The following is a 7,566-nucleotide window of genomic DNA, read 5'->3' as shown; positions in this document are numbered from 1 at the left end:
ACTCCGTGCATCAAACGAGCTTCGTAATTTCGCCTTTACCCTTTTTATTTGGGTTATAAGTAAAGACGAAAATAAAAAAACATCATTAATACAATAGAATAAACTCAAATGTAATTAACCAGATCCTGTCTAACGGCTGATTCTTAAATCCTGTAAACGTGCTATTTGTCGGCCTTCACTATCAAAGTTCTCCAGAGCCAGCCAATCATTAAATGCCTGCTTAATTAATGGCCATTCACGATCAGTTATGGAATACCAATTGGTGTCTCTATTGCGCCCTTTAGTCACAATCGCCTGACGAAATTGGCCTTCATACTGAAAACCAAAACGAGACGCAGCAGAGTTTGAGGGTTCATTCAATGAATCGCATTTCCACTCACAGCGCCGATAGCCTAATTTATCGAAGACATAATGTAATAGTAAATATATTGCCTCCGTCCCTGCTGAGTTACGTTTTAAACGTGGCGACCAATTCACTGAACCTATCTCGATAACACCATTATTCTCATCAATTCGCTGTAAACCAACCGTCCCCAATGCAAGGCCCGTTTGTGCATCAATAACCGTATAGTGGACAGCCCCCGGTGCATTGATCAGGGTTTGCAGATAGTGATGAAAATCAGCTTCATTTTCAGGTCGTTCACAATAAAAATAAGTCCAGTCATCTGCCTCTTTCGCCATGTGATACGCCTGATATAACGACGTTTCATGCTTGTCTGCATTCACTGGCGCGAGATAGCAAAAATGGCCGGGTAAAATCTCACGCTGAGGTTGCTGCGCTGATTGCCAATGCGGTAATTCAGTGCCGATAGTTTGCCCAAAATGGTTTTGCTTCACTGTATGCTCCTTTTAAATACAACTGGCAGAGGAATATCAATTATTACGATACTCAATGATTTCACACGCGGTAATCCCTGCCAAATCATAGCAATATATAAGGCAAGAATGGCAAAACAAAGTGACGTTTTTGGGCGGGGAATAGCTGAAATAATAGCAGGCAGGGTCTGAATACCCGATATAAGTACAGAATGACTTACTATCAGGTATTCAGAGATGATGGCCCATCACCCCCGGCGTAAATTAACTACCGGTGCAACGGTGGGAAGCTGTAGCCCTTCTTTGACGTCCAGCAATTGCCCATGTTCATCATTATATAACGTGAGGCAGGAACCCGCTTGAAGCTGAGCCACCATCTCCGCTGAAAGCTCCATACTGCTAGCCAACTCATCATCATTCAGATGGGGTCGATGCCCACGACGTTCTACCTGAAAACGCACCTGATTGTATTTAGCCCAGATGATGATTACCACGGCATTGAATGCCGCAATCGCCGCATACAATGCCAAGGTTGTCAGGCCACTAATAATATACATTCTGAACGGAATCGGCCCCATATTCGGCGCTCTGCCAATCATGTCGAGAAAACCTTTCACGAACAGAAAGATAAAACCTATCCAGGCCAATGCCGTGATAATAATGTCGATCCAGCGGGGTATCAGCCGCTGTTCAGTGTGAATAAGAGGTGCACTCATGGTTTAACCCTCCCGATCCCACGGTCAGGGCTAACCCAACGCGCACGTTTACGCTTGGTATTGAGCATGACTTTGGGGAACGAAACCACTGTGGTGAACAAGCTCAGCATCCAGTAGACCATGGGATACCAGATAATCCAAAACAGTGAACTACCCAGTTTAGGCTCATAGCGCCGTTCAATGACCAAGCTTATCGCAAACTGCATCAAGCAAGTCAACGCCAGTACCATCCCGGTAAAGGCCGGTGGGAAGACTGTTTGTACATGGATACCTGGCGGTAAAGTAATAACCAATCCCAGTAGGAACAGGATAATACTGAACAGGTAAGTGAACGCCCAGGTTATCGACAGTGAATATTCAAGAAACAGTAACCACATGCGGCGATTACGCCAGCGCCACAGCTTAAACATATTTTTCAGGAAAACTTCAGCCCCGCCCTGCGCCCAACGCAAACGTTGCTTCCACAGACCACGTAAGGTTTCCGGCATCAAAATCCAGCACAAACCGCGAGGCTCAAAGAATACTGACCAGTGCCTGATTTGTAATTTCCAACTGATATCGATGTCTTCCGTGATCATGTCCGGGCTCCAGTAGCCCACATCCGCCAGTGCTCGGCGACGGAACGCAGCAACCACACCAGAGACGGTGAAAACTTGACCATAGACACGTTGTGTCCGTTTAATCAGACCGATGATAGAAGAGAACTCACCAACCTGCACACGGCCAACCAACGTTGAGCGCGTACGGATTCGCGGGTTACCGGTAACCGCACCCGTGCGTGGATTCGCAATCAGCGGCGCGACCAAATAAGGCACCGCTTTGCTGTCCAGTAAGGCATCACCATCGATACATACCAGATATTCACTACGTGCCGCTGCTGCTCCCATACGCAGAGCAATAGCTTTACCCTGATTATGAGCCAGATGAATAACACGTAATCGCGAGTCCTCAGCCAACAGGCCATCCAGCACTTGTGCAGTATCATCACTGGAGCCATCGTTAATGGCGATCACTTCAATATTGGTGTAAGTCTGTGCCAATGCCGCGTGAATGGTTTCCCGCGCATTCTCTCCCTCATTAAAACAAGGGATTAAAATAGACACTAACGGATTACCTTTTAGCTCCGGTGCGGGCACATCATCGCCCCACGGCCAGTGTCTTTCTCGGCGTAGCCAAAAATAGACACCACCGGTTATCCAAATACCGGACATAAAGAGCGGATAGAAGAAAACAAAATTCAGCAACACATCACCGGTAAAGAGCAGGATCATACCCGCAGGTATACTCAGTACCAGGCATAGGATGAGTAACGCAATAATTCTATCGATCATATAAAGGGTACCAGGCAGAAGATAGCACAGGGCGGACATCTTTTAGCGGTGGTTCGCCAGTGATAAAGTTATCCGGATAGTAACCAAAATTTTGCGCGCCATTTAACTGCAACTGGCGCATCCATCCCGCCAGTATCGGGCCGCTGATGGCATTGCTGCCCTCAGGCTTGGTCCAGTCCTTCGATTGCAGTTCAAATACGGTTTTATTCAGGGCCCCAGGGCGCTGTGCAACTTTATTAACTAATTGCGATAGCCACTCATTAGACTCTGATAACGGCACCTTCTCCATTAGCGGCATTGCCATCGGGGCAACCCAATCATAGTTAGCCAGGAAATCATCAAGATTCTGCGCAAACCATGCTTCACTTTCCGGTTCTAAGATCGGCATAGCAAATATATTACGGGCGGATTTTACTTGTGGACCACGGATATCACGCACCTGGCGTGTTAACTCATTAGTAAAATCAACCAGATATTTACTCTTATATCGCGTCCAGCGGGCCATGGTTTCCGGGTCTTGACGTATGGTAGCAATCGAACCTGGGAAACCGGCTTTCTCATACGCACGGATAGCATCCGGCGATGCATCTTCAAAATCAGACATTACCGCGTCGTCATGATAGAGAATCCCGTCAATCGGTGCGCTATAGGCCATATCGCGATAAATATCAATGATGCGCTGTCTGACTTCCGGGTTAAATGGCGATAGGCGACGATATTGATCCGGATCGATACTGGTTTTACCTGTTTTTGGGTCAATACGCTTAATCCGCGGTAACGACGGGTCCATCTCAAATGCCAACACCGGCATCCAGGCATAAACATCCACATCAGGGCGTGATGCTAGTTGCCAGGCAACGCGGTTAAACAGGTCCTGGCGCATCGGTATCCAACGGTTAGGGAAGTATACCTGACGAATATTGCCATCCCCTTTCGGATCAGAAAATGCTTGCAGGAACACCGTGGTAACGCGTAAATCAGAAATCCGTTGTACCAGTTTGTCGAGATTTTCCTTTTCCTGTACCGGGTCTGGATCGTAGAGATAATCCAGGTCAACATGCGCCACCCGCATGATGTCTTTTTCCTGCACAGAGGTAACCAACTGGGCAAAGTCTTTCAACGACGGATTATTACTGATCAAGATACGCGGTATATTCATCAGATCATTGACGTTACCAATACCGGGTTCCAGTGTCATAGCCATCTGGTAACCGTGTTGGCGTAAGATATTTAACACGGTTCCATTGGCTGCACCGTATGGCCAAACCCAGACTCTCGGTTGCTTGCCCGTTGCCTGAATAAGACGCTGAGTTATCAAGGTAACGTCTTTTTCCATCCGCTGCTTGAAAGCCGCTTCAGTTTCATATTTTTTCGTTTTAGGGTCATAAATCAAGTTGGCTGCTGCCGGTTCGGTATTCCCTTGCGGGTTTGCTATCACGCCGTAATGGGAAGCGTAAGTATGTGCACCTATTTCAATCAGTTTTGATTTAGCCATTTCACTGATCTGTTTCCAGGTAAGAAAACGATCGCGATCAGTACTTAAACCACCGAAATCCACCTTCTTATTCGGTGGCGTATCGATCCAAGTCCCCACTGGAGCCAGTACTGCACTCAATTTATTGGCTTCTAACAATGGGTAAACACGGTTATAAAAACTACTGTACCCATCGTCAAAGGTCAGTAAAATGGCTTTATTAGGCAGCGGTGCGCCACCATTACGGGCCGCTAAAATCTGATCAACAGACACCACGTTGTAACGATTGTCCTTTAGCCAGGCCAATTGTTCACTTAATGCGCTGCTTCTTACTGACAGATAGCGTTGGTCTGCGGATTCATCTTCAACGTCGTGATAAGCAATAACCACAAAGGTATTTTTTTGCCACGGCCTTTCACTTAGCGGCAATGCCCGCTCAGCGGGTGGAACGAATACCAGTTTCTCTGCATAACACACCGAGGCCAGCACCGTTATCATTCCTACTACAAGTATTCGTATAAAAAATAGTATCTTCGCCATGGCGCTGATCCCTTAGAAACGGTAATTCAAATCGAAAGCGAGCGAGAGATCGTGCTCACGGACACCATCATAGGGGCGCTTATCGTAGGTCACTGCTATCCCAGTATCCACGACATCATTCCATTGAATGCGTTGCCCATAACCTGCCGTGGTTACCAGACCATTACCGAAGTTTTTCTCCCAATAACCGCCAACACCGAGCTGAATTTGTTGGCTCCAGACGGTTTTATAGTGGCGATACATAATGTGGTTTAAGGTAATGGCAGGGACGTAAGTGAAATCACTTTTCGGGTTATAGTAAATCACGTCTTCTTTGGTGTTATGGCTCGACGCTAACCCTAAGCTAAGATCTGCCGTCAGGTAAGGGCCCGTCCAGACACGTTGGCGTCCGTTGAACTCATATTCCCAACGGTTGTTGCCGTCAGAGAAACGTGACGGTGTCACGCTAATTTCAGCGTCACGCCGATCATCGGCTTTCCAGAACACATACGCTGACGCACTGTTAGCGGATATATTATTTTTTAATGCGCGCAATGGGGTATCTTTGGCCAGTCTCTCAACCTGCCCACCAACTCGCCAGTGATCATTAAAATCGTACCAAGTCGATAACCGAGCACCGGTTTTGTTACCAAAACCGTAATTCTGATTATTCACTTCAGCCTCAACCCAATGGTCACGGGATGTCCACTCGCCCCCTAACCGCGTAGCACGATTAATGCCTTTTCCTTCTTCAAATTGCGCATTGTCGTAGCTGCCACCACCGAATACCCGCCAGTTTTCAGCTATCGGGGGGCTATACAGCAACGTTTCAATGCCAAAATCCTTGTTACCACTGATTGGGCTGTTGGAAGAAATAGTTCGATTCCCGGTTACACGCAATTCATACATGTTATGCACTTTGCGCTGACGATCGAGCTCCTGCGAGGGAACATCTTCAGGAGAACGGGTAATCACATCATCAGTGAGTAACTCCATCTGATGCCATTCCTGCAAATCCATCGCAGTTTCAGCTTGTGCACGTTCCAGAATAAGACTGCGTGGTGCCAATGACTCTACTGCTTTCAATTCTTGTTCAGATTTACGTGGTAAATCTTTTGCCAAATAGATACCGGCCAGAGCAATACGTAAATTCTGGTTAGCAGGAGCAGTACTGGATAGCGTTTCCAGTTTTTTCTGCGCCGCAGGCAGATCATTGAGTGCTACCAGGGATTGAACCAGCAGAGTCTGCCCTTCCATCCAGTCATCATTCGGCTCTTTACCTGGCAGACCATAAACGCCAACCTGATACGGCGTTTGTTCGCTATAGTTTTTAGCGAATTGATGTGCCTTATCCAATTGTTCACTTTCATTCAACGAATAATAGAGATCATCTGCATCAAGCAAATCATCGCTATTGCGGAATGTTTTGCCATCGGCGTAATACAAACTGGTCAAGATCGGTGCTGCTTTTTCTGGCATCCGGCGATCGATATAAGCAGATGCCGCCCAGCGACGTGCATAATCCGGCATTTTGTAGCCTTCGGCTTCCATGCTTTCATATTCTTTAATGAGTTGTTCGGTATTACGGCGAACCAATAACGCGCCTAATCTATCGATACGAGCACGTTGATAATCGGCCTGCGCTTCGGGATCTTTGCTCCAGCGGGCTAACAAATCCTGATAATCAGCCAACGCTTGATCAGCAATATAAAATCGCTCCGTCTCGCTGCGTGTTGGTAGTACCGCCATACGGACTTGTTCCGCTGCAGCATCTCGCTCAAGTTGCCGATATTGCTCTGCGGTCACTAATTTTGGATTCTCTTTGGCAAGCTGCAACGCAGGATCGGCAATACGGTTTCTTTGCAGAATCTCGAGGTGATTTTTTAATACTTCCTCAGATTCCGGTGCCAGTCGTACCGCCTCACTCGAGGCCTGCAAAGCATCGTAATTGCGGTTGGTTGCCCGATTAAGATAAGAGAGGGTCATATAGTTTTTTGCAGAAGGGTCACGCGCAGCCAGGTCTTTCGCCTGCTGTAAAGCTTCACCACCGCGCCCGGAATCCGCCTGAGTCATTATCATGCCAGTGATAAGATCTGGGTTGGTTGGGTCTTTCTTTAAACTGCTTTGCCACAATGCCAACGCCTGATCCCAACGTTTTTCATTGCGATATGCACGCGCTGCGGACGCTAAGCCCCGCGAAGAGAGATTCATTGAAGAGTGGTATCTTTCGTAAACGTCAATAACCTCTTGATCACGCCCTGCCCAACCGGCTATTTGTAGCCAGTCGTCTACCTGCCCACTATTGAGAGGGCCAGATTTGGATTCTTTTTGTAAGTAGTCAAGGACCGGCGCGGTATCTCCTGATCTGGCTTGGATGATTAACGAATCATACTGTGTATCTGCCAAAACTGGATTAACTGAAAGGCCGGAAATTAATAGCGCTAATAAAGTTATTCTGTGCCGGTGCAACGGGCGCAGTAGTGTTGTAAATGCGTTATACATTATATAACCCTTAAGCCAGCAACTTGTTTGATGATCAAGGAAAGCTACTTCACGAACATCCATTTTTCATTATGGAATTATGATGAAATGAAGTCCTTAGAATGTATTACAGCATGTTACATAGGATAGTTGAAAGAAAATACTGTTGTCGAATTATTATAGAATATTGTTATTCCAGCGATTAATAGAGGTGAAAATGTGTTATAGC

Annotated in this window: 5 protein-coding genes; all 5 read right to left on the bottom strand. The window is 46.8% G+C overall.

Going from position 1 to position 7,566, the window contains the following annotated elements; translation table 11 throughout:
- Positions 1 to 129: 129 nt before the first annotated feature.
- The 5 genes from V1952_RS18240 to pgaA all read right to left on the bottom strand — a co-directional run bounded on the left by V1952_RS18240 (position 130) and on the right by pgaA (position 7,358).
- The gene (locus V1952_RS18240) at positions 130 to 837 is read right to left on the bottom strand and encodes a GNAT family N-acetyltransferase (protein ID WP_372558852.1); all 708 of its coding nucleotides are present in this window, start codon (positions 835 to 837) and stop codon (positions 130 to 132) included.
- A gap of 227 nt (positions 838 to 1,064) precedes the next feature.
- A complete protein-coding gene (gene pgaD, locus V1952_RS18235; protein WP_372558851.1) occupies positions 1,065 to 1,532 on the bottom strand; it encodes a poly-beta-1,6-N-acetyl-D-glucosamine biosynthesis protein PgaD in 468 nt (155 codons plus the stop codon).
- Positions 1,529 to 2,863 (bottom strand): poly-beta-1,6-N-acetyl-D-glucosamine synthase, encoded by a 1,335-nt coding sequence (gene pgaC, locus V1952_RS18230; RefSeq protein ID WP_083159063.1) that lies wholly within the window; start codon positions 2,861 to 2,863, stop codon positions 1,529 to 1,531. Before pgaC ends, pgaD begins: the two co-directional genes overlap by 4 nt.
- Positions 2,853 to 4,877: a poly-beta-1,6-N-acetyl-D-glucosamine N-deacetylase PgaB gene (pgaB, locus tag V1952_RS18225; protein ID WP_420075273.1), complete on the bottom strand. Its 2,025-nt coding sequence runs from the start codon at positions 4,875 to 4,877 to the stop codon at positions 2,853 to 2,855. The genes pgaC and pgaB overlap by 11 nt, the downstream gene beginning before the upstream one ends.
- A 12-nt stretch (positions 4,878 to 4,889) precedes the next feature.
- Positions 4,890 to 7,358, bottom strand: a complete 2,469-nt coding sequence (pgaA, locus tag V1952_RS18220) for a poly-beta-1,6 N-acetyl-D-glucosamine export porin PgaA (protein ID WP_372558849.1) — start codon at positions 7,356 to 7,358, stop codon at positions 4,890 to 4,892.
- Between the last annotated feature and the right edge of the window lie 208 nt (positions 7,359 to 7,566).

Origin of the sequence: Yersinia sp. 2542 StPb PI (genome assembly GCF_048593855.1) — a bacterium.
GTDB classification, from domain to species: Bacteria; Pseudomonadota; Gammaproteobacteria; order Enterobacterales; family Enterobacteriaceae; genus Yersinia; species Yersinia enterocolitica_E.
Note: the sequence above shows the minus strand (reverse complement) of the source record. Positions and strands in the feature narration are given on the sequence as shown.